This window comes from Bradyrhizobium sp. BLXBL-01 (genome assembly GCF_051853025.1).
Lineage (GTDB): Bacteria > Pseudomonadota > Alphaproteobacteria > Rhizobiales > Xanthobacteraceae > Bradyrhizobium.
On sequence record NZ_CP182471.1, the window covers coordinates 3713375 to 3739123 of the forward strand.

The 25749-nt window shown below is 65.4% G+C and carries 25 protein-coding genes; 18 read left to right on the top strand and 7 right to left on the bottom strand.

The features are described from left to right. Position 1 precedes the first annotated feature (1 nt). Positions 2-583 (top strand): peroxiredoxin, encoded by a 582-nt coding sequence (locus ACNJYA_RS17210; RefSeq protein ID WP_172783422.1) that lies wholly within the window; start codon positions 2-4, stop codon positions 581-583. On the opposite strand, the gene ACNJYA_RS17215 is transcribed toward ACNJYA_RS17210, so the two are convergent. Next, positions 580-1254, bottom strand: a complete 675-nt coding sequence (locus ACNJYA_RS17215) for a uracil-DNA glycosylase (protein ID WP_212255107.1) — start codon at positions 1252-1254, stop codon at positions 580-582. The genes ACNJYA_RS17210 and ACNJYA_RS17215 overlap by 4 nt on opposite strands. Further along, entirely contained in the window at positions 1235-1879 is a 645-nt protein-coding gene (locus tag ACNJYA_RS17220; protein WP_025036724.1) for a LabA-like NYN domain-containing protein, read from the bottom strand. The genes ACNJYA_RS17215 and ACNJYA_RS17220 overlap by 20 nt, the downstream gene beginning before the upstream one ends. Positions 1880-2208: 329 nt before the next feature. Here ACNJYA_RS17220 and rpoZ point away from each other — a divergent pair, with 329 nt between their 5' ends. The 14 genes from rpoZ to ACNJYA_RS17290 all read left to right on the top strand — a co-directional run bounded on the left by rpoZ (position 2209) and on the right by ACNJYA_RS17290 (position 18097). Beyond that, positions 2209-2601 carry a DNA-directed RNA polymerase subunit omega gene (gene rpoZ / locus ACNJYA_RS17225; protein ID WP_007603391.1) on the top strand — a complete coding sequence of 131 codons (393 nt, stop codon included), beginning with the start codon at positions 2209-2211 and terminating at the stop codon, positions 2599-2601. 205 nt (positions 2602-2806) lie between these two features. Next, on the top strand, positions 2807-5095 hold the full coding sequence (locus ACNJYA_RS17230) for a RelA/SpoT family protein (RefSeq protein WP_172783424.1): 2289 nt from the start codon (positions 2807-2809) through the stop codon (positions 5093-5095). 45 nt (positions 5096-5140) lie between these two features. Further along, positions 5141-5893, top strand: coding sequence for a pyridoxine 5'-phosphate synthase (locus ACNJYA_RS17235; protein ID WP_439367053.1), 753 nt, complete (start codon positions 5141-5143; stop codon positions 5891-5893). Beyond that, positions 5890-6309 (top strand): holo-ACP synthase, encoded by a 420-nt coding sequence (gene acpS, locus ACNJYA_RS17240; RefSeq protein ID WP_439367055.1) that lies wholly within the window; start codon positions 5890-5892, stop codon positions 6307-6309. Before ACNJYA_RS17235 ends, acpS begins: the two co-directional genes overlap by 4 nt. A gap of 249 nt (positions 6310-6558) precedes the next feature. Then, positions 6559-7323, top strand: a complete 765-nt coding sequence (gene lepB / locus ACNJYA_RS17245) for a signal peptidase I (protein WP_172783427.1) — start codon at positions 6559-6561, stop codon at positions 7321-7323. Next, positions 7320-8186, top strand: coding sequence for a ribonuclease III (gene rnc / locus ACNJYA_RS17250; protein WP_172783428.1), 867 nt, complete (start codon positions 7320-7322; stop codon positions 8184-8186). Before lepB ends, rnc begins: the two co-directional genes overlap by 4 nt. Next, complete coding sequence (gene era, locus ACNJYA_RS17255) at positions 8176-9102, top strand: GTPase Era (protein ID WP_172783429.1); 927 nt, start codon at positions 8176-8178, stop codon at positions 9100-9102. Before rnc ends, era begins: the two co-directional genes overlap by 11 nt. A gap of 21 nt (positions 9103-9123) precedes the next feature. Next, positions 9124-9504 carry a hypothetical protein gene (locus tag ACNJYA_RS17260; RefSeq protein WP_439367058.1) on the top strand — a complete coding sequence of 127 codons (381 nt, stop codon included), beginning with the start codon at positions 9124-9126 and terminating at the stop codon, positions 9502-9504. Between the two features lie 181 nt (positions 9505-9685). Beyond that, the gene (locus ACNJYA_RS17265; RefSeq protein ID WP_212257604.1) at positions 9686-11014 is read left to right on the top strand and encodes an IS1182 family transposase; all 1329 of its coding nucleotides are present in this window, start codon (positions 9686-9688) and stop codon (positions 11012-11014) included. Between the two features lie 129 nt (positions 11015-11143). Further along, positions 11144-11896 carry a DNA repair protein RecO gene (gene recO / locus ACNJYA_RS17270; protein ID WP_439367060.1) on the top strand — a complete coding sequence of 251 codons (753 nt, stop codon included), beginning with the start codon at positions 11144-11146 and terminating at the stop codon, positions 11894-11896. Between the two features lie 101 nt (positions 11897-11997). Continuing rightward, positions 11998-12285, top strand: coding sequence for a hypothetical protein (locus tag ACNJYA_RS17275; RefSeq protein WP_172783432.1), 288 nt, complete (start codon positions 11998-12000; stop codon positions 12283-12285). 61 nt (positions 12286-12346) lie between these two features. Further along, positions 12347-14605, top strand: a complete 2259-nt coding sequence (gene parC, locus ACNJYA_RS17280) for a DNA topoisomerase IV subunit A (protein WP_439367062.1) — start codon at positions 12347-12349, stop codon at positions 14603-14605. A gap of 392 nt (positions 14606-14997) precedes the next feature. Next, on the top strand, positions 14998-16548 hold the full coding sequence (locus tag ACNJYA_RS17285; protein WP_439367064.1) for an ABC transporter substrate-binding protein: 1551 nt from the start codon (positions 14998-15000) through the stop codon (positions 16546-16548). Positions 16549-16552: 4 nt separating this feature from the next. Then, complete coding sequence (locus tag ACNJYA_RS17290; RefSeq protein WP_439367066.1) at positions 16553-18097, top strand: GMC family oxidoreductase; 1545 nt, start codon at positions 16553-16555, stop codon at positions 18095-18097. Positions 18098-18735: 638 nt separating this feature from the next. On the opposite strand, the gene ACNJYA_RS17295 is transcribed toward ACNJYA_RS17290, so the two are convergent. The 3 genes from ACNJYA_RS17295 to ACNJYA_RS17305 form a co-directional block, all read right to left on the bottom strand. After that, positions 18736-18993, bottom strand: a complete 258-nt coding sequence (locus ACNJYA_RS17295; RefSeq protein WP_172783436.1) for a hypothetical protein — start codon at positions 18991-18993, stop codon at positions 18736-18738. Between the two features lie 92 nt (positions 18994-19085). Further along, complete coding sequence (gene chrA, locus ACNJYA_RS17300; protein ID WP_439367068.1) at positions 19086-20471, bottom strand: chromate efflux transporter; 1386 nt, start codon at positions 20469-20471, stop codon at positions 19086-19088. After that, complete coding sequence (locus ACNJYA_RS17305) at positions 20471-21289, bottom strand: chromate resistance protein ChrB domain-containing protein (protein WP_212255118.1); 819 nt, start codon at positions 21287-21289, stop codon at positions 20471-20473. The genes chrA and ACNJYA_RS17305 overlap by 1 nt, the downstream gene beginning before the upstream one ends. A 196-nt stretch (positions 21290-21485) precedes the next feature. Here ACNJYA_RS17305 and dmeF point away from each other — a divergent pair, with 196 nt between their 5' ends. The 3 genes from dmeF to ACNJYA_RS17320 all read left to right on the top strand — a co-directional run bounded on the left by dmeF (position 21486) and on the right by ACNJYA_RS17320 (position 24319). Beyond that, positions 21486-22451: a CDF family Co(II)/Ni(II) efflux transporter DmeF gene (dmeF, locus tag ACNJYA_RS17310; protein ID WP_439367070.1), complete on the top strand. Its 966-nt coding sequence runs from the start codon at positions 21486-21488 to the stop codon at positions 22449-22451. Positions 22452-22524: 73 nt separating this feature from the next. Next, the gene (locus ACNJYA_RS17315) at positions 22525-23355 is read left to right on the top strand and encodes an N-acyl homoserine lactonase family protein (RefSeq protein WP_172783440.1); all 831 of its coding nucleotides are present in this window, start codon (positions 22525-22527) and stop codon (positions 23353-23355) included. A gap of 85 nt (positions 23356-23440) precedes the next feature. Beyond that, entirely contained in the window at positions 23441-24319 is an 879-nt protein-coding gene (locus ACNJYA_RS17320; protein WP_439367074.1) for a DMT family transporter, read from the top strand. Here the strand turns inward: ACNJYA_RS17320 and ACNJYA_RS17325 are convergent. Together ACNJYA_RS17325 and ACNJYA_RS17330 are read right to left on the bottom strand one after the other, a co-directional pair. Beyond that, entirely contained in the window at positions 24316-24507 is a 192-nt protein-coding gene (locus ACNJYA_RS17325) for a hypothetical protein (protein ID WP_260379397.1), read from the bottom strand. The genes ACNJYA_RS17320 and ACNJYA_RS17325 overlap by 4 nt on opposite strands. A gap of 31 nt (positions 24508-24538) precedes the next feature. Next, positions 24539-25696: an MFS transporter gene (locus ACNJYA_RS17330; protein ID WP_439367076.1), complete on the bottom strand. Its 1158-nt coding sequence runs from the start codon at positions 25694-25696 to the stop codon at positions 24539-24541. Positions 25697-25749 lie beyond the last annotated feature (53 nt).

The following is a 25749-nucleotide window of genomic DNA, read 5'->3' on the forward strand; positions in this document are numbered from 1 at the left end:
GATGAATCAACGGAACCTGCTCGAGGTCGACTGGAGCCAGATTCCCGCGCCTTCCGACGACGGCGCCGCTGCCCATCTCGAGGGCATGACATTGCCGCCGATCGGCCTGCTTGCGACCGACGATACGTCGGTCACCCTGTCGGCGCTGCGCGGCCGAACCGTGGTGTTCGCCTATCCCCGCACCGGAGAGCCCGGCAAGATCGCGCTGGTCGACGATTGGGACATGATCCCGGGAGCGCGCGGCTGCACGCCCCAGACCTGCGCATTCCGCGATCTCTACGCCGAGCTGAAAGCCGCCGGCGCCTCGCACGTGTTCGGCCTCTCGACCCAGAGCAACGACTACCAGATCGAGATGGCTTCGCGCCTGCATCTGCCGTTCCCGGTGCTCTCGGACGAGAAGCTGGCGCTGACGCGCGCCTTGAACTTGCCGACCATGGAGGTCGCGGGCCTGACGCTGATCAAGCGCCTCGCGCTTGTTATCGACGACGCCAGGATCACACACGTGTTCTATCCCGTGTTTCCGCCCGATCGGAACGCCGGCGACGTGCTGGCCTGGCTCAAGGCGAATCCCGCCAATAGCTAGTCGAGATCCGCCTTCACCTTCGCGAACACCGATCTGAACATGTCCGGGGTCAGCACGCCGGTGTTCGTGTTGTAGCGGGAGCAGTGATAGCTGTCGTAGAGCCTGAACGCGCCGGCCTGATGCACCGCGCCATGGCCGAAGGGAGCTTGTGAGGCCTTCAGGTTCAGCGGCTTGAGCACGCTGTCGTGCGCAATCCGCCCGAGCGCGACGATCGCGCGCAGGTTCGGCATCGTCGCCAGATTGGCCACGAGGAACTGGCGGCAGGTGTTGATCTCGACCGGCAGCGGCTTGTTCTGCGGCGGCACGCAATGCACGGCATTGGCGATCCGGCAATCGACGAGTTTCAGGCCGTCGTCCGGGCGCGCCTGATAGGTGCCCCTGGCAAAGCCGTATTCGATCAGCGTGGCGTAGAGCAGGTCGCCGGCATAGTCGCCGGTGAACGGCCGCCCCGTGCGGTTGGCGCCCTGCATTCCCGGCGCGAGGCCCACGATCAGGAGGCGGGCCTTGATGTCGCCGAAGGGTAAAACAGGCGCATTGTGCCACGATGGCTCGCGCGCGCGGTTCGCCTCGCGAAAGGCGACCAGGCGCGGACAGAGCGGGCAGTCGCGGTCGGGAACGACGGTGAGAGGCTGGCGGCTTGACCGTGCCGCCTCACTCCTCGAAGTCGTCATCGCCCCTCGGCGCCATCGTGGTCGCGCGCTGGAGGAATTGCGGGGCGTGATGACGTTCGCCACGCTCGCCGCGGTCACGCGGGGCGGGGCGCTCGGACGGATCGCGGCCGAGCTTGGATTGCAGCTCGACGAGATCGGTGAAGACGTCGGCCTGGCGGCGCAGCTCGTCGGCGATCATCGGCGGCTGGCTGGCAATGGTGGAGACCACCGTGACCCGCACGCCGCGGCGCTGGACGGCCTCGACCAGCGAGCGGAAGTCGCCGTCACCCGAGAACAGCACCATCTGGTCGATGTGCTCGGCGAGCTCCATGGCGTCCACGGCGAGCTCGATGTCCATGTTGCCCTTCACCTTGCGGCGGCCGGAGGCGTCGATGAATTCCTTGGTCGCCTTGGTGACGACGGTGTAGCCGTTGTAGTCCAGCCAGTCGATCAGCGGGCGGATCGAGGAGTATTCCTGGTCTTCGATGATGGCGGTGTAATAGAACGCCCGCAACAACGTACCGCGGCTCTGAAACTCCTTCAGCAGGCGCTTGTAGTCGATGTCGAAGCCGAGGGTTTTCGCCGTCGCGTAGAGATTGGCCCCGTCGATGAAGAGCGCGATCTTGTTGGTAGGAGAAGGTGACATTCAGTTTGCTCGCGTAGCGTTCGTGATTGATCGTTTTTTGTTGGCGCGGCGACAGTGGGCCGCGCAGTTCTAGAGTGCCGCAGAGATCCGTCGAAACCGCAAATCCGGAGAAGTCGGGGCAATCAAGGTATAGTTATGGCGGACTTGCATGCACCCGGCGCCGCCCCCAACGGCAGCCCGGAAAACCACCCGTCCCAGCCCCAATGTGGGGGTAGCAGAGCGGTTTGGCGAGGCCAAATCACAAAATGGCCTTGCGAAACCGTCCCGGCCCCTATAACTAGCCCCAATCATCCACATATTTCGTCCCACCCACAACGGAGCGACAGTCCATGGCTCGCGTCACCGTAGAAGATTGTATCGACAAGGTCGACAACCGGTTTGACTTGGTCCTGCTGGCCGCCCACCGTGCCCGCATGATCTCGTCCGGTTCACAACTAACGGTTGACCGCGATAACGACAAGAACCCTGTTGTGTCTTTGCGTGAAATTGCCGAGACGACGATCTCGCCGGAGGACCTCCGCGAGGAGCTGGTCCACTCGCTCCAGAAGTTCGTCGAGGTGGATGAGCCCGAGCCGGATACGGTGCCGCTGATCGGTTCCGCGGGCGCAAGCGTCGATGCCGACGACACCGAGGTCGCGGTGGAGCGCATGACCGAAGAGGAGCTGCTGAAGGGCCTGGAAGGCCTCGCGCCCCCCGAGGAGCAGCCCGAGGAAGACGAGTAATTCCTCCATCGCGATCATCTTCTTCTTGTGATCATATCAAAGGCCCGAACCGCTGTTCGGGCCTTTGCTTTTGTTGACCTTTTCGTGGTTACCATAGCGCTGCGGTTGGCGCTTTGCCCTGTCACTGAATTGATCGGACACGAGCGCGATCGGAGTTAGGATGTATGCAGCGGGCCGGTTCGAGCCCGTTTGAAGGCAGGACGGCATGGTATATCGGCGCCGCAGATCCACGCAGATGCAGGCCGCAACCGAATCGGTTGCCGTGGCCCCGACTGCGCCGGTCGCGCGCCCGGCCAGGCCCCGCGCCCGCATGATGCGTCAATATGACCTCGTCGAGCGCGTCAGGTCCTACAATCCCAACACCAACGAAGACCTGCTGAACCGGGCCTACGTCTACGCCATGAAGGCGCACGGCTCGCAGACCCGCGCCTCGGGCGATCCGTATTTCTCGCACCCGCTCGAAGTGGCGGCGATTCTCACCGACCTCAAGCTCGACGACGCCACCATCGTGGCCGCGCTGCTGCACGACACGATCGAGGACACCGAGGCGACGCGGGCCGAGATCGACCAGATCTTCGGATCCGAAATCGGGGCGCTGGTCGAGGGCCTGACCAAGCTGAAGCGGCTCGAGCTGGTCTCGCGCGAAGCCAAGCAGGCCGAGAACCTGCGCAAATTGTTGCTGGCCATTGCCGACGATGTCCGCGTGCTTCTGGTCAAGCTCGCCGACCGCCTGCACAACATGCGCACGCTGGATTTCGTGCCCACGGAATCGCGCCGGCGCATCGCCGAGGAGACGCTCGACATCTACGCGCCGCTGGCGGGCCGCATGGGCATGCAGGAGATGCGCGAGGAGCTGGAGGACCTGTCCTTCCGCACCCTCGATCCCGAAGCCTATTCGGTGGTGATGCAGCGGCTCGATGCGCTCGCCGAGCGCAACCGCAACCTGATCGGCGAGATCGAGGACCAGCTCTCCAACAATCTGCGCCATCGGGGTCTGGGGGCGCGGGTCTATGGCCGGCGCAAGAAGCCGTTCTCGATCTGGACCAAGATGGAGCGCAAGTCGGTCGGCTTCGAGCAATTGTCCGACATCTTCGGCTTCCGCCTCGTCGTCAGCGACATCGAGGCCTGCTATCGCGCGCTCGGGATCGTCCACACCACCTGGCCGGTCGTGCCGGGGCGCTTCAAGGACTACATCTCGACGCCGAAGCAGAACGACTATCGCTCGATCCACACCACCGTGATCGGCCCCGGCAATCAGCGCGTCGAGCTCCAGATCCGCACCGAGGCGATGGACCAGATCGCCGAGCGCGGCATCGCCGCGCACGTCTTCTACAAGGAGGGTGTGGGTTCGCCGACCGAATTCCTCAAGCGCGAGTCCAACGCCTTCGCCTGGCTGCGCCACACCATCGGCATCCTCTCGGAAAGCGCGAACCCGGAGGAATTCCTCGAGCACACCAAGCTCGAGCTGTTCCACGACCAGGTGTTCTGCTTCACCCCCAAGGGCAAGCTGATCGCGCTGCCGCGCCATGCCAACGTGATCGACTTTGCCTATGCCGTGCATACCGACGTCGGCAACAGCGCGGTCGGCTGCAAGATCAACGGCAAGTTCGCGCCGCTGTCCTCGGAGCTTCAGAACGGCGACGAGGTCGAGGTGCTGACCTCGGAGGCGCAGTCGGCGCCGCCCTCGGCCTGGGAGACGCTGGCCGTCACCGGCAAGGCGCGCGCCGCGATCCGCCGCGCCACCCGTACCGCGGTGCGCGATCAATATGTCGGGCTCGGCCGGCGCATCGTCGAGCGCCTGTTCGAGCGCGCCAAGATCGAATACGCCGACGACAAGCTCAAAGGCGCGCTGCCGCGGCTCGCGCGCACTTCGATCGAGGACGTCATGGCGGCGGTGGGGCGAGGGGAGATCAAGGCCTCCCATGTCGCACGTGCGATGTACCCCGATTACAAGGAGGAGCGCATCGCGCGCTACGGCGTCAAGAAGGGGCTTGCCGCCAAGCTCAAGGAGAAGGGGGTCTCCGAACCGGCGCGCAGCCCGGTTGCGATCCCCATCCGCGGCATCAATTCCGACCTTCCGGTGAAGTTCGCGCCGAACGGCGGCGCGGTCCCCGGCGATCGCATCGTCGGCATCGTCACCCCGGGCGAGGGCATCACGATCTATCCGATCCAGGCACCGGCCCTGAAGGATTTCGAGGAGGAGCCGGAGCGCTGGCTCGACGTCCGCTGGGACATCGAGGACTCCGCGCCGCAGCGCTTCCCCGCCCGCATCAAGGTCGAGAACGTCAACGAGCCCGGCGCGCTGGCGCAGATCGCGACCGTGATCGCCGAGCACGACGGCAACATCGACAACATCAGCATGCAGCGCCGCTCGCCCGATTTCACGGAGACGACGATCGATCTCGAAGTCTACGATTTGAAGCACCTGAGCGCGATCCTGGCCCAGCTGCGCGCGAAGGCGGTGGTCGCCAAAGTCGAACGTGTTAATGGATAGGCGCATCTCGCATGCGCCGTTCCCTCTGATTTCGCGAGTCCTGAAATGCCCGCTTCGAAGCTCCGCCTCGGCGTCAACATCGATCACGTTGCAACCGTGCGCAACGCGCGCGGCGGCCGCCATCCCGATCCGGTGCGCGCGGCGCTGCTCGCGATCGAGGCCGGCGCCGACGGCATCACCGCACATTTGCGCGAGGACCGCCGGCACATCCGCGACGAGGACATGGCGCGCCTGAAGGCGGAGATCTCCAAGCCGCTCAATTTCGAGATGGCCGCAACGGACGACATGATGCGGATCTCGCTCGCCACCAAGCCGCACGCGGTGTGCCTCGTGCCGGAGCGGCGCCAGGAGGTGACGACCGAAGGCGGGTTGGATGTGGTCGGCCAGCGCGACGCGCTCGCGCCCTATATCGCGCGGCTGAACGAGGCCGGCATCCGCGTGTCGCTGTTCATTGCGGCCGACCCCGCCCAGATCGAGATGGCGGCGCGGCTACGCGCGCCCGTGATCGAGATCCACACCGGCGCCTGGTGCGATGCCGTCACCGACGGCCACAGCGACAAGGCCGAGGCCGAATGGCGGCGGATCGTGGCGGGAGCGAAGCTGGCCAAGGACGCGGGGCTTGAGGTTCACGCCGGTCACGGGCTGGACTATGCGACGGCGGAGAAGATCGCCGGCTTGCGGGAAATCATGGAGCTGAACATCGGCTATTACATGATCGGCGAGGCGCTGTTCGTGGGGCTGGCCGAGACCGTGCGCAGCATGCGCGCGGCGATGGACCGTGGCCGGAGCCGGGCATGATCATCGGCATCGGCTCCGACTTGATCGACATCACCCGCGTGGCCAGGGTGATCGAGCGCCATGGTGAGCGGTTCCTCGACCGCATTTTCACCGCTGCCGAGCGGGCCAAGGCGGAGCGGCGGGCCAAGAACGAGAAGATGGTGGTGGCGACCTACGCCAAGCGTTTCGCCGCCAAGGAGGCCTGCTCCAAGGCGCTCGGCACCGGCATCAGGCGCGGCGTCTGGTGGCGCGACATGGGGGTGGTCAACCTGCCCAGCGGGCGGCCGACCATGCAGCTGACCGGCGGCGCCCTGGCCCGGCTCCAGGCCCTGACGCCGGAGGGATTCGAGGCGCGGATCGACCTTTCGATCACAGACGACTGGCCGCTGGCTCAGGCTTTCGTCATCATTTCGGCCGTGCCCTTGGTGAAGCCCTGACGCGATCCGGTCGATTTTATAATTCGTATTTGGAATCAATGCCTTATTCAGTTTTGATGCGATCCTTGATTGCGTGGCCTCCGACAACCGTCTAAAAGTCCGCCGACCCAAACCAGCTTGGGCGAATTCGCCTTTACGCCGGAATTGGCCCCCACTATCAGAATCAGGACAATCTCCATGGGCCGCGAAGCGATGGGCTGTTCGCGCCAGGAGGGCGCTCTGTGACCGCCGGCCGGAATTGAGAGAGCAATGAGCGTGACTTCAGGAACGAAAACTGAGAGCGGCGTCGGCGAAACGATCCGGGTCGTCATTCATGCTCTCCTGATCGCGCTCGTGATCCGCACCTTCCTGTTTCAGCCCTTCAACATCCCGTCCGGCTCGATGAAGGCGACGTTGCTGGTCGGCGACTATCTGTTCGTCTCGAAATATTCCTACGGCTACAGCCATTTTTCGATTCCGTTCTCGCCGCCGCTGTTCTCGGGACGGATCTGGGGCTCGGACCCGGCCCGCGGCGACATCGTCGTGTTCCGCCTGCCGAAGGACGATTCCACCGACTACATCAAGCGCGTGATCGGGCTTCCCGGCGACCGCATCCAGATGCGGGACGGGCTGCTCTACATCAACGATGTGCCTGTCGAGCGGCAGCGCATGAGCGAATATGTCGGCGAGGACCCTTGCGGCTCGGAGGGCGGCGGCATCTCCCGGGTGAAGCGCTGGAAGGAGACGCTGCCGAACGGCGTGTCCTATGAGACGCTGGACTGCGCCGACAACGGCTACATGGACAACACCAACGTCTACACCGTGCCGGCCGGCCGCTTCTTCATGATGGGTGACAATCGCGACAATTCCACCGATAGCCGCTTTCTCGGCCAGGTCGGCTACGTCCCGCAGGAGAACTTGATCGGCCGCGCCCAGATGATCTTCTTCTCGATCGCTGAAGGCGAGCATGCCTGGATGTTCTGGCGCTGGCCGTGGGCGGTGCGCTGGAATCGCTTCTTCAAAATCGTCCGATGAAAGACGAAGCAAAGGACATCGCGACCCAACCAATCGAGGCGCAGGCGGGCCCCGAAGGGGAAGCCGCGACCAAGTCGCCCGCAAACAAAACACCGGCCGACAAGGCATCTGCAGACAAGGCGCCTGCGAAGAAGAAGCGGGCGCGGAGCAGCAAGGCCAAAGGCACGGACGCGAATGCGGCGGTCGAAGCGCGCATCGGCCACAGCTTCACTGACCCGAACCTCTTGATGCAGGCGATCACGCATGTCTCGGCCCTGAAGTCCGGGCGCAAGCGCGGCGACAGTTATCAGCGGCTGGAATTCCTCGGCGACCACGTGCTCGGCCTCGTCGTCTCGGACATGCTCTATCACGCCTTCCCGAACGCCGACGAAGGCGAGCTGTCGAAGCGTCTTGCCGAGCTCGTGCGCAAGGAGAGCTGCGCGGACGTCGCCAAGTCGCTCGGTCTCGTCGACGACATCAAGCTGGGCTCGGTCGGCTCCAGTGCCGATGCCCGCCTGCGCAAATCCATTCTCGGCGACATCTGCGAGGCCGTGATCGGCGCCGTCTATCTCGACGGCGGCCATGCGGCGGCAGCCGAATTCGTCAAGCGTAACTGGACCGAGCGTATGCACAAGCCGCGCCGTCCGTTGCGCGATCCCAAGACCGTGCTGCAGGAATGGGCGCAAGGCAAGGGACTGCCGACGCCGGTTTATCGCGAGGTCGAGCGTACCGGCCCGCATCACGATCCGCAGTTCCGCGTCGCCGTCGATCTGCCGGGCCTCGCGCCGGCCGAGGGCATCGGCGGCAGCAAGCGCGCGGCAGAGAAGGTGGCAGCCTCAGTGATGATCGAACGCGAAGGCGTCGGCGGCGGCAATGATGGTTGAAGCAAGCGGCGAGGCACCCAGCGCGACGCGCTGCGGTTTCGTCGCGCTGATCGGCGCGCCGAATGTCGGCAAGTCCACGCTCGTCAACGCGCTGGTCGGCGCCAAGGTCACGATCGTCTCGCGCAAGGTGCAGACCACGCGCGCGCTGATCCGCGGCATCGTCATCGAGAACAACGCGCAAATCATCCTGGTCGACACGCCCGGCATCTTCTCGCCCAAGCGCCGGCTCGACCGCGCCATGGTCTCGACCGCCTGGAGCGGGGCCCACGATGCCGATCTCGTCTGCGTGCTGCTCGATGCCAAGACCGGGATCGACGAGGAGGCGGAGGCGATCCTCGCCAAGGCGGCCAGCGTCAATCACGACAAGATCCTCGTCATCAACAAGGTCGATCTGGTCCAGCGCGAGAAGCTGTTGGCCCTGGCGCAGGCCGCGAACGAGCGCATGAGCTTCGTGCGGACGTTCATGATCTCGGCGATCTCGGGCGACGGCGTGGACGACATCCGCAAGACGCTCGCGGACATGGTGCCGCCGGGCCCGTTCCTCTATCCTGAGGACCAGATGTCGGACGCGCCGATGCGGCAGCTGGCAGCGGAGATCACGCGCGAGAAGATCTATCAGAAGCTGCACCAGGAATTGCCGTACCAGTCCACGGTAGAGACCGACAAGTGGGAGGAGCGCAAGGACAAGTCGGTGCGGATCGAGCAGACGATCTATGTCGAGCGCGAAAGCCAGCGCAAGATCGTGCTCGGCAAGGGCGGCGCCACCATCAAGTCGATCGGCGCCGACTCGCGCAAGGAGCTGATGCAGATCCTGGACGTGCCGGTGCACCTGTTCCTGTTCGTCAAGGTGCGCGAGAACTGGGGCGACGATCCCGATCGCTACCGCGAGATGGGTCTGGACTTCCCGAAAGAATAACCAAGAAAAGATCGGCATTCGATGAGCCTACCCGTCAACGTCCAGCGCTTCGAAGCGCTGCTCTATGCATCGTTGATGCTGGATGCCGTCTCGGTGGCCGTGCAGGACCGCACGCCTAGTGCCGAGGTGACCGAGCAGATGATCATGACCGGGACGTTGCTCGCCGGGGGCATGATCCTCCTGCTGCTCTATTTCGTCCGGCTGGCTGCGCATCATCGCAAGAACTGGCCGCGCTGGGTGCTGGCGGCGGCCCTCGTGCTGTCGGTGATCTCGCTCGGCCAGATCATCGGCGCGAAGGGACTGGAGCTCGACAGCGCCATCGAGATCGTCTCCTGCGCGCTGACGACGATCGGCCTCTATTTCTCCTTCAGCGGCGACGCGCAGGGCTGGTTCAACGCGTGAGATTTTGTGCGGTGCTGTAGGGTGGGCAAAGGCGCGCCTTGCGCGCCGTGCCCACCATCTCATCCTGGTCGCAAAAATTGCGTGGGCACGCTTCGCTTTGCCCACCCTACGAGACTGTGAATCTTTTGTACCGCGCGTCAGACGAATGTGATTCTCTGGGCAGACTGATCTGCTGGAGAGGATGATGGCTGACGACGGACTTTTTGGTGAATTGCCGGAGCAGTCGGCACGAACCGAAGCGGTGCCGCAAGGCGCACCTCGGCTGCGCGAGCCTGTGCGCAATCAGGTCGAATTGCGAGCGGTCGATATCGACAGCCTGATCGGGCAGGATCATCCAGCGCGGGTGATCTGGGCTTATGTCGAAGGGCTGGACCTGAGCGAGCTGGAAGATCGCGTCAAGGCACGGGAAAACAGGCCGGGCCATCCGGCGCCATCGCCACGGTTGTTGCTGGCGCTTTGGCTGTACGCCGCGAGCGATGCCGTTGGCAGCGCGCGGGCGCTGGACCGGCTCTGCGACAGCCACGACGTCTACCGCTGGCTCTGCGGTGGCGTGTCGTTGAACCATCACGGGCTGTCGGACTTCCGGGTCGGCTGTGCCGACTTGCTCGACCGTTTGCTGGTTGAACATCTGGTGGCCCTGAACGAGGCAGGGCTGGTCGATCTGGAGAAGCTGACCCAGGACGGGGTGCGGATACGAGCGAATGCCGGGACCGGATCGTTCCGGCGGGAGGCGACGCTGGATCGGCAGATGGCGCAGGCCGAGGCCATTGTGGAAGAGCTCAAGCGCGAGGTCGATGCGGACCCGGAAGCCAGCAATCGGCGGATCCGGGCCGCCAAAGAGCGGGCGGCGCGCGAACGCAGCGAGCGGGTGCAAGCCGCGCAGGCCGCGCTGGCCGAGATCAAGCGCAAGCGAAAACAGCTCGACGACAAGGGCGGCAATGGCAAGAAGCCGAAGGAGCCTCGGGCCTCCACCACCGACCCGCAGGCCAGGGTGATGAAGATGGCCGATGCCGGCTTCCGTCCGGCCTATAATGTGCAGGTGGCTAGCGCGGCTGGCGAACTGATCGTGGTCGCGATCGATGTCGACAACAGCGGCTCAGATCGTGGCTTGATGCGCCCGATGCTGGAGCGAACGCGCGCTCGGCTGAAGCGCTTGCCACGCCGCTACCTCGCCGATGGCGGGTTCTGCACTGGCGACGACATCGAATGGGCGCATGGCGAGGGCATCGAGGTTTACTGTCCACCGCCCCAATCCAGGAGCGGTGTCGATCCCTTCTTACCCCGGAGCAGCGACGGTCCTGGCATAGCGGCCTGGCGTGCTCGCATGGCCAGCGAAGCCGGCAAGGCACAGTACCAGGCCCGTACCATCTGCGAATGCATCCATGCCCGCTGGCGCAACTGGGACCTCAGGCAACTGACCGTGCGCGGCATCGAGAAGGTCCGTGCCGTCGTGCTCTGGTACGCCCTCACCAACAACATCCTGCAAGGGCATCGTCTCGCAAAAGCATAGATAACCAACAGCCTGACGCCGCCGGCTTCCCCCATCAAGGGGCGATACCACCCCTTGATGCCGAAGCCGAAACAAAACGAATTGGCTCACAGGCTCTACGACAGCTCGAAATGCGATAAGATCTCCCCCATGGAATGGTCCGATGAAGGCATCGTGCTGGGGGTGCGGCGGCATGGCGAGTCTAGCGCCATCGTCGAACTCTTGACGCGCGCGCATGGCCGGCATCTCGGGCTGGTCCGCGGCGGCGCCGGCGCGCGGATGCGGCCGCTGCTGCAGCCGGGGAATAGCGTCAGTGCGGTGTGGCGGGCGCGGCTCGACGAGCATCTGGGCACTTATACGATCGAGGGATTGAAGCTGCGCGCGGCGACGCTGCTGGGGTCATCCTATGGCGTCTATGGCGTCACCCATCTCGCCTCGATCGCGCGGCTCTTGCCGGAGCGCGATCCGCATGAAGACATCTTTGCGCTGCTCGAACATTCGCTCGACGACTTCGACGACATCGGCAGCGCGGCCGTGCACCTGATCCATTTCGAGCTGGCGATGCTCGCCGAGCTGGGTTTCGGTCTGGCGCTGGACAATTGTACGGTGACCGGCGAGACCACGGACCTGATCTATGTCTCGCCGAAATCCGGCGGCGCGGTATCGCGCGGCGCGGGCGAGCCGTGGCGCGACCGGCTGTTGCGCCTGCCGCCGTTCCTGCGCCAGGGTGAAACCGCGAGCGATCTTACCGAGCAGGATCTCCAGGACGGCTTCCGACTCACGGGCCTGTTTCTGCTCCGCCACGTGCTGGAGCCGCGCGGCCAGGGCCATTCAGATGCGCGGGCCGGCTTTATCAACGCCTTGATGCGGCAGCAGGCGAGGGCGGCCATCCCCGCGCCATGACGCAACGGCTGCCCAGCTTTGCGCATTGGCATGCGGTTCCATGGAACGAAATCGGCCCGAGCTGAATTGGGCCCGAGGTTCCACATCGGGGGACAGCCCAAATGTTGATCAAGGGATTCGCCTTGTCCGCGACGCTGCTTGCCTTCGCGCCCGACGCCATGGCCGGCGAGCCGCAGCCCGGGGTATTTCGCCGGGCCTCGTGCACGGTGGTGCGATACTACGTCGCGAAATATTCCGCTGCCGCGGCAGAGACATGGGCGCGGTCCCACGGCGCCACCGAGGCCGAGATCGAGGCCGCCCGCCGTTGCCTGGTCAATGTGCCGGCGCCCGCTCAAGCGCCGGGTGCGGCCAAAACCCAGACCGTCACCGCCGGCTGGGCGGGCCAGTAGGCCGCCCACAGGGAACCATTCGATCCTTGCCCGATTCGCTTCCACGGTTTAACCGGGCGGCATGGGAAAACGAATCGTTCCGCCGGAAGAACCGGCTGAAATCCACGAGGTGCCGCTGCGTGAGGCGCTGGAAGAGCGCTATCTCGCTTATGCCCTCTCCACCATCATGCACCGTGCGCTGCCGGACGCGCGCGACGGCCTGAAGCCGGTGCACCGGCGCATCCTCTACGGCATGCGCCTGCTCAGGCTCGACCCCGGCACGCCCTTCAAGAAGTCGGCCAAGATCGTCGGCGACGTGATGGGCTCGTTCCATCCGCATGGCGACCAGGCGATCTACGACGCCATGGTCCGTCTCGCGCAGGATTTCTCCTCGCGCTATCCGCTGGTCGACGGCCAAGGCAATTTCGGCAATATCGACGGCGATAACCCCGCCGCCTACCGCTACACCGAAGCGCGCATGACCGACGTCGCGCGGCTTCTGCTCGAGGGCATCGACGAGGACGGCGTCGAGTTCCGCGCCAATTACGACGGCCAGTCGAAAGAACCCGTCGTGCTGCCGGGCGGTTTCCCGAACCTGCTCGCCAACGGCGCACAGGGCATCGCCGTCGGCATGGCGACCTCGATCCCGCCGCACAATGCCGCCGAGCTGTGCGATGCCGCGCTGCATCTGATCGAGAAGCCCGACGCGAAGTCGAAGGCGCTCTTGAAGTGGGTGAAGGGCCCGGATTTTCCGACCGGCGGCATCATCGTCGATTCCAAGCAGGCGATTGCGGAGGCCTACACCACCGGCCGCGGCTCGTTTCGCGTCCGTGCGCGGTGGACGCAGGAGGAGGGTGCGCGCGGCACCTGGGTCGTCGTCGTCACCGAGATTCCGTTCCTGGTGCAGAAGTCGCGCCTGATCGAGAAGGTCGCCGAGCTGCTGGACCAGAAGAAGCTGCCGCTGGTCGGCGACATCAGGGACGAATCGGCCGAAGACGTCCGCATCGTGATCGAGCCGAAGTCGAAGAACGTCGATCCGGCGCTGATGATGGAATCGCTGTTCCGGCTCACCGAGCTCGAAAACAAGATTCCGCTGAACCTCAACGTGCTGATCAAGGGCCGCATTCCCAAGGTCGTGGGGCTCGCGGAGTGCTTGCGCGAATGGCTCGATCATCTGCGCGACGTCCTGATCCGCCGCACCAATTACCGCAAGGGCGAGATCGAGCACCGGCTCGAAATCCTCGGCGGTCTGCTGATCGCCTATCTCAACATCGACGAGGTGATCCGGATCATCCGCAACGAGGACGAGCCGAAGCCGGCCTTGATGAAGGCGTTCAAGCTCACCGACCTGCAGGCCGACTCCATTCTCAACATGCGGCTGCGCAATCTGCGCAAGCTCGAGGAAATGGACATCCGCACCGAGGACAAGGATCTGCGCAAGGAGCTGAAGGGCATCCAGGCCCTGCTGGCCTCCGAGACCGAGCAGTGGAAGAAGGTCGGCGAGCAGGTCGGCAAGGTCCGCGACATGTTCGGGCCGAAGACGCCGCTCGGCAAGCGCCGCACCACCTTTGCGGATGCGCCGGAGCACGACCTCGCCGCGATCGAGGAGGCCTTCGTCGAGCGCGAGCCGGTCACCGTCGTCGTCTCCGACAAGGGCTGGATCCGCACCATGAAGGGCCATGTCGAGGATCTCTCGGGCCTCGCCTTCAAGCAGGATGACAAGCTCGGCTTCGCGTTCTTTGCCGAGACGACCTCGAAGCTGCTGCTGTTCGCCACCAACGGCAAGTTCTACTCGCTCGACGTTGCGAAGCTGCCGGGCGGCCGCGGCCATGGCGAGCCGATCCGACTGTTCATCGATCTGGAGCAGGAGGCCGCGCCCGTCGCGCTGTTCGTCAACAAGGGTGGCCGCAAATTCCTGGTCGCGAGCCACGAGGGCCAGGGCTTTGTGGTCAATGAGGACGATTGCGTCGGCACCACCAAGAAGGGCAAGCAGGTCCTCAACGTCGACATGCCGAACGAGGCGCGCGCGATCACCGAGGTGACGGGCGACACCGTCGCCGTCATCGGCGAGAACCGCAAGATGCTGGTCTTCCCGCTCGACCAGGTGCCGGAAATGGCGCGCGGCCGCGGCGTGCGGCTGCAGAAGTACAAGGACGGCGGTCTGTCCGACGTTGCGGTATTCGACTCCAAGGCGGGCCTGACCTGGAAGGACTCCGCAGGACGCGAATTCTCCGCGACCATGAAGGAGCTCGCGGAGTGGCAAGGCACCCGCGCCGACGCCGGCCGCCTGCCGCCCAAGGGTTTTCCGAAGTCGAACAAGTTCGGCCGGGTGATCGGGTAGGGCGATCTGGTGTCCCGGACGCGCTGCAACGCATCTTGCGTTGCTGCGCAGAGCCGGGACCCACGCTGCACGGATTTCTGGGAGACATGGGCCCCGGCTCAGCAGCGCACCGTCGAAGTGACGCTGCGCTGGTCCCGGGCACGAGGGTGTGGCGCGCATCTGTCCCCACATCGTCATTGCGAGCGCAGCGAAGCAATCCAGAATCCCACCGCGGAAAGACTCTGGATTGCTTCGCTGCGCTCGCAATGACGAGAGGCGATAGCGCTGTTCTCCAACTGACATTGAGTACCCCGCAAACGCGTGGCAGCTAGCCGCGAGCGCATACGTGCGGGCACGAACATTGCTTTTTCCTGGCGACTGCAAACGGCTGGTCGAAAGGCAAAAACATCCCAATGCTCAAACTGAAGGCTTTCATTCCGGCGCTGTTCGGCCTCGCGCTGGTGGCGGCGCCTGCGCATGCGGCGGGCAATCTCGTCGCGGTGCTCGAGGCGGAGATCGTCACGCTCGATCCGCATTTCTCCACGGCCTATATTTCGCGCACGTTCGGCTACATGGTGTTCGACACGCTGTTTGCGAAGGATTCCAAGGGCGACATCAAGCCGCAAATGGTGCAGGACTGGAAGGTCTCGCCCGACGGGTTGACCTATACGTTCACGCTGCGCGACGGCCTGAAATGGCATGACGGCCAGCCGGTCACATCAGCCGATTGCGTGGCCTCGCTGCGTCGCTGGGGCACGCGCAGCGCGCTCGGCCGCCGCATCTTTGCGATCACGACCTCCCTCGAGCCGACCGATGCGACAACCTTCGTGCTGACGCTGAAGGAGCCGTCCGGCCTCGTCATCGACGCACTCGGTAATCCCGTCAGCCCGGTCGCGTTCATGATGCCCGAGCGCATCGCGAAGACGCCGGGCGACCAGCGTATCGCCGAGATCATCGGCTCCGGACCGTTCGTCTACAGCAAGGCCGAACACCGCACCGGCGACCGCATGATCCTGAAGAAGTTCGGCGACTATGTGCCGCGCTCCGAGCCCGCGGACTTCCTGGCCGGCGGCAAGCGCGTCAATGTCGACACGCTGGAGATCCGCGTCATTCCCGATGGTGCGACCGCCGCCTCTGCGCTGCAGGCCGGCGAAGTCGATTTCATGCAGTACGCGCCGTTCGATCTGTTGCCGCAGCTTGAGAAGAACACGCGCGTCAAGCTCGTCAACTTCACCGGCGGCAACATGTTCGCCGGTGCCTATCGTCTCAACGCCGCCTCGAAGCCGTTCGATGATCCGGAAATCCGCCGCGTGCTGTGGAAGCTGGTCGACCAGCGCGAAGTGCTGGATGCGCTCGGGCTCGACGCCAAGTACGCCACGCCTTGCGCGACTTACTTCACCTGCGGCACCACCTACGAGAGCAAGGCCGGCACGGAAGCGGCGGCCAAGCCCTCGATCGAAGCAGCGAAGGCTGCGCTGAAGGCGACCAAATATGCCGGCGAGCCCGTCGTCGTGATGCAGGCCAACGACCTCGAAGCCCCGCGCGTTTCGGCGCAGGTGCTCGCCGAGCGGCTGAAGGCTGCCGGCTTCAACGTCGATCTGCAGGTGATGGACTGGGCGAGCGTGCTGGCGCGCCGCGCCAAGAAGGAGGGCTGGAGCGTCTATGGCGTCCACGCCGGCGGCTTCGATCTGGGCTCGCCGCTGACCAATGTCATGGTCGCCTTCAACTGTGCCGACTTCACCGGCTGGCAATGCGACGCGCGCATCACGCCGCTGATGGAAGCCTTCGCCAAGGCGCCGGCCGAGGAGGACCGGAAGAAGATCGCGGGCGAGATCCAGGCCGTCATGTACGACCAGGCGCCCGGAATCCCGTGGGGGCAGTTCGCCCAGCCGGCCGCCTATCGCGCGACTTTGCGCGGTCTGATACCGTCCGCCATCCCGGTGTTCTGGAACGTTGAGAAGTAAGGCGATGTACGATGTCATTGTTGTCGGCGGTGGCTCCGCTGGCGCCGCCGTTGCCGCGCGGCTCTCCGAGGATCCGGCACGGCACGTGCTGCTGCTAGAGGCGGGGCGCGACTGGCGCGCTGACGAGGCGCCCTGGGAGGTGAGGACGCCGAATCCGATCCCGATCATCCACAAGCGCGAGTACCAGGAGAAATGGCAGTGGCCCGATCTGCTGACGCGCCGCGTCGCGGGGCAGGAGCCGCGCTTCTACTGGCGCGGCAAGGGGCTCGGCGGTTCGTCGATGATGAACGGCCAGATCGCGATCCGCGGTGTTGCCGATGCCTTCGACGAATGGGCGGCCAATGGCTGCACCGGCTGGTCGGCGAAAGAGGTGATGCCGCTGTTCTCGGTGATCGAGGACGATCTGCAGTTCGGTGACGCCGAGGGACACGGACGCGGCGGGCCGTTGCCGGTCTATCGCGCGCCGCCGGAGACATGGGGCCCGATCGACCGGGGCTTGCGCGATGCGGCGCTGGCGAGCGGCTATCCCTGGTGCGCCGACGTCAATGGTCCGGATGGCGAGGGCGTTGCGTGCTATCCCATCAACAGCCGCAACTTGCGCCGCATCACCACCAACGAGGGCTATCTCGAGCCGGCGCGCGGGCGCGCCAATCTGGAGATCCGCGGGCATGCGCTGGTCGATCGCGTGCTGATCAGCGACGGACGGGCGACCGGCGTCCGCGTTCATATCGAGGGGCAGGGCACCCACGAGATCAGCGCACGCCAGATCGTGCTGTGCGCCGGCGCCATCCACAGTCCGGCGATCCTGCTGCGCTCGGGCATCGGCCCGGCCGAGGAATTGAAGGCGATGGGGATTAAGGTCGAACGCGAGCTGCCGGTCGGCCGCCATTTCTTCGACCATCCGCTGTTTCGTGCCACGATCCAGCTGCGGGAGGAGATTCGTCCCACCGATGCAGATACGCGCCACACCAATTGCTGCGTGACCTATTCCTCGGGCCTCGCCAATGGCGGCAAGCGCGACATGATTCTGATTGCGTTCAATCATCGCGGCATCGGCGTGCCCGGCGCGATCGGCGCCGGGCTGTTCAACGCCTATTCGCGTGGAACGCTCAAGCTGGCCTCGACCGATCCTGCAATCGATCCCGTCGTCGAGGAGAACATGCTGGCCGATCCCCGCGACATGCTGCGCATGATGGATGCGGTGAAACGCCTCGCCGTCATCACCTCGCAGCCGGCCCTGTCAGGGATTGCCGACTGGATCAGGCTCGCCGACACGGATTTGACGCTGCTGCAGGCCGCCGGCCTGCCCGATCACGAGCTCGACGCCGTGCTGCGCCGTGAGACCGGCGACATCCAGCATGCTGCCGGCAGCTGCCGCATGAGCGGCGTGGGCGACGCGGATGGCGTGGTCAACCCCGACGGCAACGTGAAGGGAATCAGCGGCCTGCGCGTCGCCGATGCCTCGATCATGCCGTCCGATTGCCGCGCCAACACGCACTTCACCACGGTGGTGATCGGGGAAGCAATCGCGCGGATGATGATGCGGTAGTCGGCGGTCAGAATTCAAGCCGCATTGGGATGAGTCACGCGCGCTTCGCGGAAGGGTGCGTGGAGTGGCCGCGGGACTGGAATTAATTCAACGTTGCGCAACATCGTTCCTACGAATGTCGAAAGCTTGGGACGAAGGTCCTCAGGAACGTTTGCGCGCCGCTTTGATTGGCATGTCATCGTCAATCGGAGTTTTGAACAATGCGAAAGACAATCTTCTCAGTGGCCATGTGTGCGTTGCTTGCCGGCGCGTCGATCGGGTTCGCTCATGCGCAGGCAGGAGGAGGCGCGGGAGGCGCAGGTGGAGCGGGCGGCGCAGGTGCGGGCGCCAGCGCCGGAGCTGGAGGAACCAGCGGCGGCTCGGGGAGCGGAACGAGCGGCGCGGCGGGTGGAACAGGGGCGGGCAGTGTTGGCGCCGGCACTGGGACGGGATCCAGCGCAGGTACCAGCAGTGGCAATGGCGCGGGTACCGGCCAGGGCGGCCCTCAGACCATCCGTCCCGGCGGCTCCAACGATCCAACCCGAAAGTAACAACATCCTCGCCGTGTGACTTCAAGAACGGGAAGCTGCGGGTTCAACTCAGCAGCTTTCCCACGGCGTCCGTCGCACAACGGGCCCGCCCAAGGTGGTACGGCCTCTTTATGGACTGAACACGCTGTGGAGAAACCGCTCCTTTTCGCCGGGCGCGTAACCTTGAGAGGCGCCAAAATACGGCTCAGTGGCGCCGTGGGGCGCCGATGGAGGCGGCGCGTAGGCAAAACCTGAAGCGGCACCTGGCGGGATCATGCCCTGACCGGAATGGACAGTCACGTGCCGCCGGTGTGTGTGATGCACCTGTGCCGCGTCGGCAACGCCACCCAAGGTGATCAGAAGACTTAAAGCCAGAATGAAACGCATCGCTGTGTCTCCAAACGCCCCGCCTGCTTAGCTGGCGTTCGGCCGCGGCGTTCCAACCCATTCTGGCCTCACGATTGGTCACATCCCTGGCATCAGATGACTCCCGCTAGCCGCAGCGCCACGCCCGCCGCGCAGCTGCCCGCGAGCACCGTCAGCATGCCGAGCTTGAAGCGGAAGATCGCGGTGGCCGCCGCAATCGCCAGCACTAGCGCCGGCACATCGACGCTTCTCAGCACCGGCATGTCGAAGTTCAGCGGAAACGCATGTACCGGCACGGTCTCGCGGAACAGGGTGTGCAGCGCGAACCAGATCGAGAGGTTGAGGATCACGCCGACCACGGCAGCTGTAATCGCGCTGAGCGCGCCGGCGAGGCCGGTGTTGCCACGCAGGCGCTCGATATAGGGCGCGCCGACGAAGATCCAGAGGAAGCAGGGCGTGAAGGTGACCCAGGTCGCGAGCAGGCCGCCGTAGGTTGCCGCCAGCATCGGCGACAGTCCGCCCGGGTCGCGATAGGCCGCCATGAAGCCCACGAATTGCAGCACCATGATCAGCGGGCCGGGGGTGGTCTCGGCCATGCCGAGACCGTCGAGCATCTCGTGCGGCTTCAGCCAATGATAATGCTCGACCGCCTGCTGGGCGACATAGGCCAGCACCGCGTAGGCGCCGCCGAACGTCACCAGCGCCATTTTCGAGAAGAACAGCGCGATCTGGCTGAACACGTTGGCCTGGCCGAAGGCGACGAGCAGCGCGATAACCGGCACCAGCCAAAGCGCCAGCCATACTGCACCGACGCGGATCGTGCGCGCGGTGTTGGGGCGGATGTGATCGGGCGCGGCCTCGCCGAGCATGCTGTCGATCGCGGCGCCGCTGCCGCCATGACCGTGACCGGCCGGCGCGAATTCCGGCCGGCCGCTTCGGGCGCCGGCATAGCCGATGAGGCCTGCGGCGATGATGATGATCGGGAAGGGCACCGCGAAGAAGAAGATCGCGACGAAGGCCGCGGCCGCGAGCGCGACCATGATGCGGTTCTTCAGCGCGCGCTTGCCGACGCGGACCACGGCCTCGACCACGACGGCGAGCACGGCGGCCTTGAGACCGAAGAACAGCGCCTCGACGAAGCTGACATTGCCGAAGGCGGCATAGATGTAGCTGAGGCCCATGATGGCGATGATGCCGGGCAGGATGAACAGTCCGCCCGCCATCAGCCCGCCGGCGGTGCGATGCATCAGCCAGCCGACATAGGTCGCGAGCTGCTGTGCCTCAGGTCCCGGCAGCAGCATGCAGTAGTTCAGCGCGTGCAGGAACCTGCCCTCGGAAATCCATTTCTTCTCCTCGACCAGGATGCGGTGCATCACCGCGATCTGGCCCGCGGGCCCGCCAAAGCTCAGGCAGGCGACACGGAGCCAGACGCGGAACGCTTCGTTGAAGCTGATGCCGTGACCGGCATCAGCTCCCGTTTGATCGGCGCGAACGTCCATTACGCCTTCACCTTGTTGGTCGGCCAGTTGTGCGTCTCGGTGGTGGCGTCGCGGCACCAGCGGTAGAAGGCATCATAGAGCAGCATGCCGGCCTCGAGCTGCTCGAGGTCGTCGTCATACATGCGCGACAGCCCGAGCGAGGCTGCGAGCAGGCCGGGCGCCTCTGGCGCCAGGTCCGGTCGCGCGGTGTCGGCGCCGCGCACCAGCGTCGCGAGGCGCAGCAGGGGCGCCGTCGCGATGCCGAACTCCTCGATCATCACGTCGAAGGTGCAGAGCTCGCCGCGGTGGCTCCAGAACACGTTCTCGATGTCGAAGGGCGCTGCGCCAAAGCGCTCGCCGACGGCGACCACCTCGGACGGCGCGACATAGAGGAACACTGCGCCCGGATCGACGAAGCGGCGGATCAGCCACGGGCAGGCGATGCGGTCGACCTTCGGCCGCGCCCGCGTCACCCAGACGGTGCGTCCCTTGGCATCGCGCGGCGGCAGCTTGCGGGCGTCGACCAGCGGCAGCTTGGCGGCCTTCCAGCCCTCGAAGCCGCCCTCCAGCGTCTCGGCCTGCGCGCCGAGCTGGCGCAACCAGGCCGCGGTGCCTTGCGCGAGCTTCTCGCCGCGGAGGCAGGAGACCACGGCGCGGCGGCCGGCGAAGGCGCCGCCCCAGTCCGTCACGTTGTCGTGGCTGAGCTTGAGGGAGCCGGGAATCAGCCGCCGGTCGGCGGCGAAATCCTGCTCGGTGCGCACATCGATCAGAACAGGCGCGTTCGCCGTGCCGATCAGGCGTGCCATTTTGTCGGATGATATGGTCGTGAATGTAGACATGATGCGTCCTCGCAAGAACTAAACGGGACGCGATGCTTGGGCCTGTCGCCTCGTGGGGAGATCGCTCAAATCCCCATGGCACAGATTACAGCGAAACTAAGAAGCACTGTCAATCCGCGGGACGATTGGACCTTAGAAAATTGCTGCCTGCCGTCTATATTGCAGGCCAACGGACCTGAATTTTCTGGAGAATTCGATGCATTCCCATTCCATCGAACAATGGACCCATGACCACGCCTTCCTGGGCGAGAAGCACGACGAGAACGAGCGGCGCACCTGGTTCGTGGTGGTGCTGACGTTGGTCATGATGGTCGGCGAGATCGTCGCCGGCTCGCTGTTCGGTTCGATGGCGCTGCTCGCCGACGGCTGGCACATGGGCACGCATGCGGCGGCGCTCGGCATTGCCGCCTTCGCCTATCGCTTCGCGCGGCGGCATCTGGGCAATGCGCATTTCACCTTCGGCACCGGCAAGTTCGGCGATCTTGCCGCCTTCGCCAGTGCGATCATCCTGGGCCTGATCGCAGTCGAGATCGCCTACGAGAGCGTGCTGCGGCTGATCAACCCGGTGCCGATCGTCTATGGTGAGGCGATCGCGGTGGCCGCTCTCGGGCTGTGCGTCAACCTCGCCAGTGTTTGGCTGCTGCGCGACAGCCACGATCATCACCATCACGGTCATGGCCATGCGCATGATGACCACGACGATCATGGCCACGACCATGATCACCACCATCATCATCACCACGACAACAATCTCCGCGCGGCTTACGTCCATGTCATGACGGATGCCGCAACGTCCGTGCTGGCGATCGCGGCGCTTGCCGTCGCCATGTATTCGGGCTGGGTCTGGGCCGATCCGGCGGTGGGCCTGATCGGCAGCATTGTGATTGGAAGCTGGGCATTCGGCCTGATCAAGTCATCCGGTGCGGTGCTGCTCGACGTACGCGCCGACGAGAAGCTGGAGCGGGTGATCCGCGCCCGCATGGAGGTCGGCGAGGATCGCGTCACCGACCTGCATCTCTGGCAGGTCGGACCCGGCCACTGCGCCGTGCTGCTCTCGGTCGTGTCGGACAAGCCGAAGCAGCCGGCCATCTACAAGCGGCGGCTGGCGGGGTTGAAGGGCCTCAGCCACGTCACGGTCGAGGTCGAGACCTGTCCGCATTGACAGGGGCCGGAATTCTGCTGCGCAGCCGGGGTTGATACTCGATCGCAGCCAGCATGGCAGTATGGGAGGACCGATGATGCGCATGACCAGGCTCGCTCTTGCCATGGCTGCACTGGCGCTATCAAACCCTGCGGCGCTGGCGCAATCGGACAAGACCGGCGTCGAGAAACTCTACGTGCTCAATTGCGGGGAGGGCACCGCGGGTGACATCTCGCGCTGGACGCCCGGCCTGAACGAAGGCAAGGCGATGGACTTCGTCGACACCTGCTATCTGATCAAGCACGCCAAGGGCTGGTTCCTGTGGGACACCGGCATCGCCGATGCCGTCGCGGCCATGCCGAACGGCTTGGTACCGGCCGATCCCAAGGCCGTCACCTGGCGCCGGCCGAAGACCCTTGCAGCCCAGCTCGAGCAGCTCGGCATCAAGCCCGACGACGTCAAGGCCATGGCGGTCTCGCACACGCATCCGGACCATACCGGCAATGTCGAGCTGTTCCCGCAGGCTGTGCTCTACGTACAGAAGGCGGAATATGATTGGCCCGGCGCCAACAACACGCCGCGCTTCAAGCCCTCGCACCCGGCCGAGCTGCTCACGGGCGACAAGGATGTCTTTGGCGACGGCAGCGTGACCATCCTGTCGACGCCCGGCCACACCCCCGGACACCAGTCGCTATTGGTGAAATTGCCGAAGACCGGCGCGGTGGTGCTGTCGGGCGATGCGGTGCATTTCAGGGATAATTGGGACAACCGCCGCGTGCCCAGCATGAACGTCGACAAGGACCAGAGCGCGGCCTCGATGCAGAAGATCGCCGACACGCTGGCCAAGGAGAAGGCGCAGCTCTGGATCAACCACGACAAGGCCCAGCGCGACAGCCAGAAGATGGCGCCGGAGTTTTACGACTAGTGCACCCTAGCTCGCTGTTGCCACACCGGCGGCAGCAGGGGTGTGTGTTAACTGCCCGCAAAAGCTCCGGAATGGGAGACGATGCGTGGGGGAGTGGCTCGGGGTTGCGATCGCGCTTGTCTCGAGCAGCTTAGGGGGCACCGCGGCGGCGATCACCCGCTATCTCGTCGGCGGGGCCGATCCGGTTCTGCTGGCGATCCTGCGCTGGGGGATCGGCTTCCTCTGCCTGCTACCATGCGCGCTGCTGCTTCGCGTGCGCTGGCCGCAGCGATCCGACTGGCCGGCAGTCGTGCTGCTCGGCATCTGCTTCTTCGGCCTGTTCTTCATCCTCTACAATATCGCGGTGTCCTACACGACGGCGGCGCGCGCAAGTCTCGCGCTGGCGACGCTGCCGCTCCACACCATGGTGGTTGGCGCAATCCTCGGCGTGGAGCAATTGACGGTGCGGAAGATGACGGGCGTGGGCATCGCCGTGCTCGGCGTCGCGGCGGCGCTCGCCGCGGGCCTCGCGCAAAGTCCGCCGGGCGCGTGGCGCGGCGAGCTGATCATGACCGCGGCCGTGTTCTGCATGGCGTTCTACAATGTACTGTCGCGCCCTTTGATGCAGCGTTCCAGCGCGCTCGGCTTCCTCACGGTCGGCATGGGCTCGGGCGCTGCGGTGCTGGTGCTAGCGGGTTTCGTGACGGGCAGCTTTGCGGCGCTCGATCATTTCACCACGGGGCAGTGGATCGCCGGCATCTATCTCGGCGCCGGCGGCGGCGCGCTCGCCTTCATCCTCTGGGTCATGGCGCTGGCGCGGGCGACGCCGACCCGGGTCGCCAACACCATGACGGTCAATCCGATCGCCGCCACAGTGCTGGCCGCGCTGCTGATCGGCGAGCCGATCACGGCAAACCTTTTGATCGGGCTGGTTGCGGTGTTCGCGGGGATCTGGATTGCGACCAGCGAAGCGAAGCCGGCCTAGCTCTTCGGCGCGGTCGCCATCGGCGGGCTCGTCTCCGGCGTCTTCTTCGGCTTCAGCGTGCCGGCGTAGAACGAGAGCAGCCAGACCAGCAGGACGGCGAGAAGATAGACGCCCCAGGCCTGTGGCGGCGTGGTCGCCCAGCGCAAGAGGCCTTTGAACGTGCGTGGCGGGCTGTTGTCGTCGCTCATGGACCGCTTGTGCGCGAAAGCTCAGGTCTGGTCAATCCGGCCGCCGCCCGGCGCGGATCAGGAACAGCGCGGCCAGTGCCGAGAGGCTGAGCGCGGATGAGACGATCAGCACCTTGGCGCCCATGAGGTCGATGAGCAGGCCGAAGGCGAGCGGCGCCACCGCCTGCGCCATCCGTGCCGGCGCGCCGATGATGCCGAGGCGGTAGCCGAAATCCTTCGGGCCGAAGATCGACAGCGGCAGCGTGCCGCGCGCGATGGTCAGAACGCCGTTGCCGGAGCCATGGAACAACGCGAACGCGCTCGCCGCAGCGCCGCCGAAGATAGCGACGATCACGGCACCGACCGGGTGGGTGAGGCAGGCGAGCCGCGTCGACCACAGCGGATGGAAGCGGCTGAGAAAGCCGGCTTCCAGCATGCGGGCACCGACTTGCGCCGGGCCGATCAATGCGCCGGCCGCGATCGCCTCGGCCGGCGTGGCCCCCGTCGTCTCCAGGATGCGCGGGAAATGCGCGGCCATCGCGCCGGTGACGGTCCAGACCGCCGCGAAGATGAAGGCAAGCAAGATCATGGTGCGGTCGAGCGGCACATGCGGCTTCTCGGCCGTGGCCGCCGCCTGCTTGGCGCCCTTGATGGCCGGCAGCATGAAGAAGTTGAGCGGCAGGCCGATAAGAATGTTGGCAGCGGCCCAGGCAAAACAGGTCTCGCGCCAGCCGATATGGGCGAGGCCCCAGGCGGTGAGCGGCCAGCCGACGGTGGAGGCGAACCCCGCCATCAGCGTGATGCCGGTAATCGGCCGGCGCGCCTCGGTGCCGTAGATGCGCCCCAGAGCGGCGAAGGCGGCATCGTAGAGTCCCATCGCCATGCCGATGCCGAGCACGAGCCAGGCGATCGCCATCACCGTCACGGACTGCGAGAGGCCGAGCAGCACGAGGCCGGCGGCAATGGTCAGGTTGGAGGCCGACAGCACCTGACGGCCGCCGACGAGATCGATCTGCCGTCCGATGCGCGGGCCGAGCATTGCCGAGATCACCAGCGCGGCCGAGAACGCGCCGAAGATCCAGTTGGAGGAGACACCGAGATCGCGCCCCATGGGGTCGGCGAGCAGCGCCGGCAGATAATAGCTGGAGGCCCAGGCCAGGGTCTGCGTGGTGCCGAGCGCCAGGATGATCGGAAGCTGGCGCTGGCTCATCTGCGCATGCTTCCGATTCTGGCCGGCAACGTCATCATCATGAGCATTTGCCG

Coding starts and splice junctions, on each gene's coding strand:
- ACNJYA_RS17215 (WP_212255107.1), bottom strand. CDS start 1,254: ATGACGACTTCGAGGAGTGAGGCGGCACGGTCAAGCCGCCAGCCTCTC.
- lepB (WP_172783427.1), top strand. CDS start 6,559: ATGAGCGTGACTTCAGGAACGAAAACTGAGAGCGGCGTCGGCGAAACG.
- recO (WP_439367060.1), top strand. CDS start 11,144: ATGGAATGGTCCGATGAAGGCATCGTGCTGGGGGTGCGGCGGCATGGC.
- ACNJYA_RS17265 (WP_212257604.1), top strand. CDS start 9,686: ATGATGGCTGACGACGGACTTTTTGGTGAATTGCCGGAGCAGTCGGCA.
- parC (WP_439367062.1), top strand. CDS start 12,347: ATGGGAAAACGAATCGTTCCGCCGGAAGAACCGGCTGAAATCCACGAG.
- chrA (WP_439367068.1), bottom strand. CDS start 20,471: ATGGACGTTCGCGCCGATCAAACGGGAGCTGATGCCGGTCACGGCATC.
- ACNJYA_RS17325 (WP_260379397.1), bottom strand. CDS start 24,507: ATGAGCGACGACAACAGCCCGCCACGCACGTTCAAAGGCCTCTTGCGC.
- rnc (WP_172783428.1), top strand. CDS start 7,320: ATGAAAGACGAAGCAAAGGACATCGCGACCCAACCAATCGAGGCGCAG.
- acpS (WP_439367055.1), top strand. CDS start 5,890: ATGATCATCGGCATCGGCTCCGACTTGATCGACATCACCCGCGTGGCC.
- ACNJYA_RS17285 (WP_439367064.1), top strand. CDS start 14,998: ATGCTCAAACTGAAGGCTTTCATTCCGGCGCTGTTCGGCCTCGCGCTG.
- ACNJYA_RS17230 (WP_172783424.1), top strand. CDS start 2,807: ATGGTATATCGGCGCCGCAGATCCACGCAGATGCAGGCCGCAACCGAA.
- rpoZ (WP_007603391.1), top strand. CDS start 2,209: ATGGCTCGCGTCACCGTAGAAGATTGTATCGACAAGGTCGACAACCGG.
- ACNJYA_RS17220 (WP_025036724.1), bottom strand. CDS start 1,879: ATGTCACCTTCTCCTACCAACAAGATCGCGCTCTTCATCGACGGGGCC.
- dmeF (WP_439367070.1), top strand. CDS start 21,486: ATGCATTCCCATTCCATCGAACAATGGACCCATGACCACGCCTTCCTG.
- ACNJYA_RS17210 (WP_172783422.1), top strand. CDS start 2: ATGAATCAACGGAACCTGCTCGAGGTCGACTGGAGCCAGATTCCCGCG.
- ACNJYA_RS17295 (WP_172783436.1), bottom strand. CDS start 18,993: ATGCGTTTCATTCTGGCTTTAAGTCTTCTGATCACCTTGGGTGGCGTT.
- ACNJYA_RS17315 (WP_172783440.1), top strand. CDS start 22,525: ATGATGCGCATGACCAGGCTCGCTCTTGCCATGGCTGCACTGGCGCTA.
- ACNJYA_RS17260 (WP_439367058.1), top strand. CDS start 9,124: ATGAGCCTACCCGTCAACGTCCAGCGCTTCGAAGCGCTGCTCTATGCA.
- ACNJYA_RS17275 (WP_172783432.1), top strand. CDS start 11,998: ATGTTGATCAAGGGATTCGCCTTGTCCGCGACGCTGCTTGCCTTCGCG.
- ACNJYA_RS17305 (WP_212255118.1), bottom strand. CDS start 21,289: ATGTCTACATTCACGACCATATCATCCGACAAAATGGCACGCCTGATC.
- ACNJYA_RS17235 (WP_439367053.1), top strand. CDS start 5,141: ATGCCCGCTTCGAAGCTCCGCCTCGGCGTCAACATCGATCACGTTGCA.
- ACNJYA_RS17290 (WP_439367066.1), top strand. CDS start 16,553: ATGTACGATGTCATTGTTGTCGGCGGTGGCTCCGCTGGCGCCGCCGTT.
- era (WP_172783429.1), top strand. CDS start 8,176: ATGATGGTTGAAGCAAGCGGCGAGGCACCCAGCGCGACGCGCTGCGGT.
- ACNJYA_RS17330 (WP_439367076.1), bottom strand. CDS start 25,696: ATGAGCCAGCGCCAGCTTCCGATCATCCTGGCGCTCGGCACCACGCAG.